The organism is Peribacillus sp. SIMBA_075 (assembly GCF_046534585.1).
Genome location: NZ_JAWRYN010000146.1, coordinates 1 through 417 on the forward strand (window position 1 = coordinate 1; position 417 = coordinate 417).

Consider the following 417-nt stretch of genomic DNA (forward strand, 5'->3'; position numbering starts at 1 on the left):
TGGTATTATCCCCTACAGGTAGACAGAGTAAAAAGAGAGCATGATAAAATGTTCTTAACAGTCTATCTGAGAGGGGATTTTTCTATGGCAAAAAAGGGGCAAACGTTTCAAACATATACAGAAGAATTAAAGCGAGAAGTTGTTCGTTTGAAGTTGGAGGAAGGCTGGTCATATCGTCGGCTTCGTGAGCGATTTGGTATCAAAAGTGATGCACAAATAGCGAATTGGGTAAAGAAAGTGCAAAATAATGAGCCTTTTGAAGACCAACGTGGTGTATGGAACCGTAAGAATTTTTCTAGTGTTGAAGAAGAAAATGCTTATCTGAAAGCGCAGGTGGACTATTTAAAAAAGCGCAATCCAAATCTACATGGGAAGGAATGGTCCTGAAAGCCGAAAGGTTTCAAGTAATTGATGGAT

General features: G+C 39.1%; 1 pseudogene. It reads left to right on the forward strand.

The window, feature by feature from the left end:
* Window positions 1–84: 84 nt before the first annotated feature.
* Window positions 85–417, forward strand: a pseudogene (locus SB775_RS27545) (transposase); the annotation flags it as partial.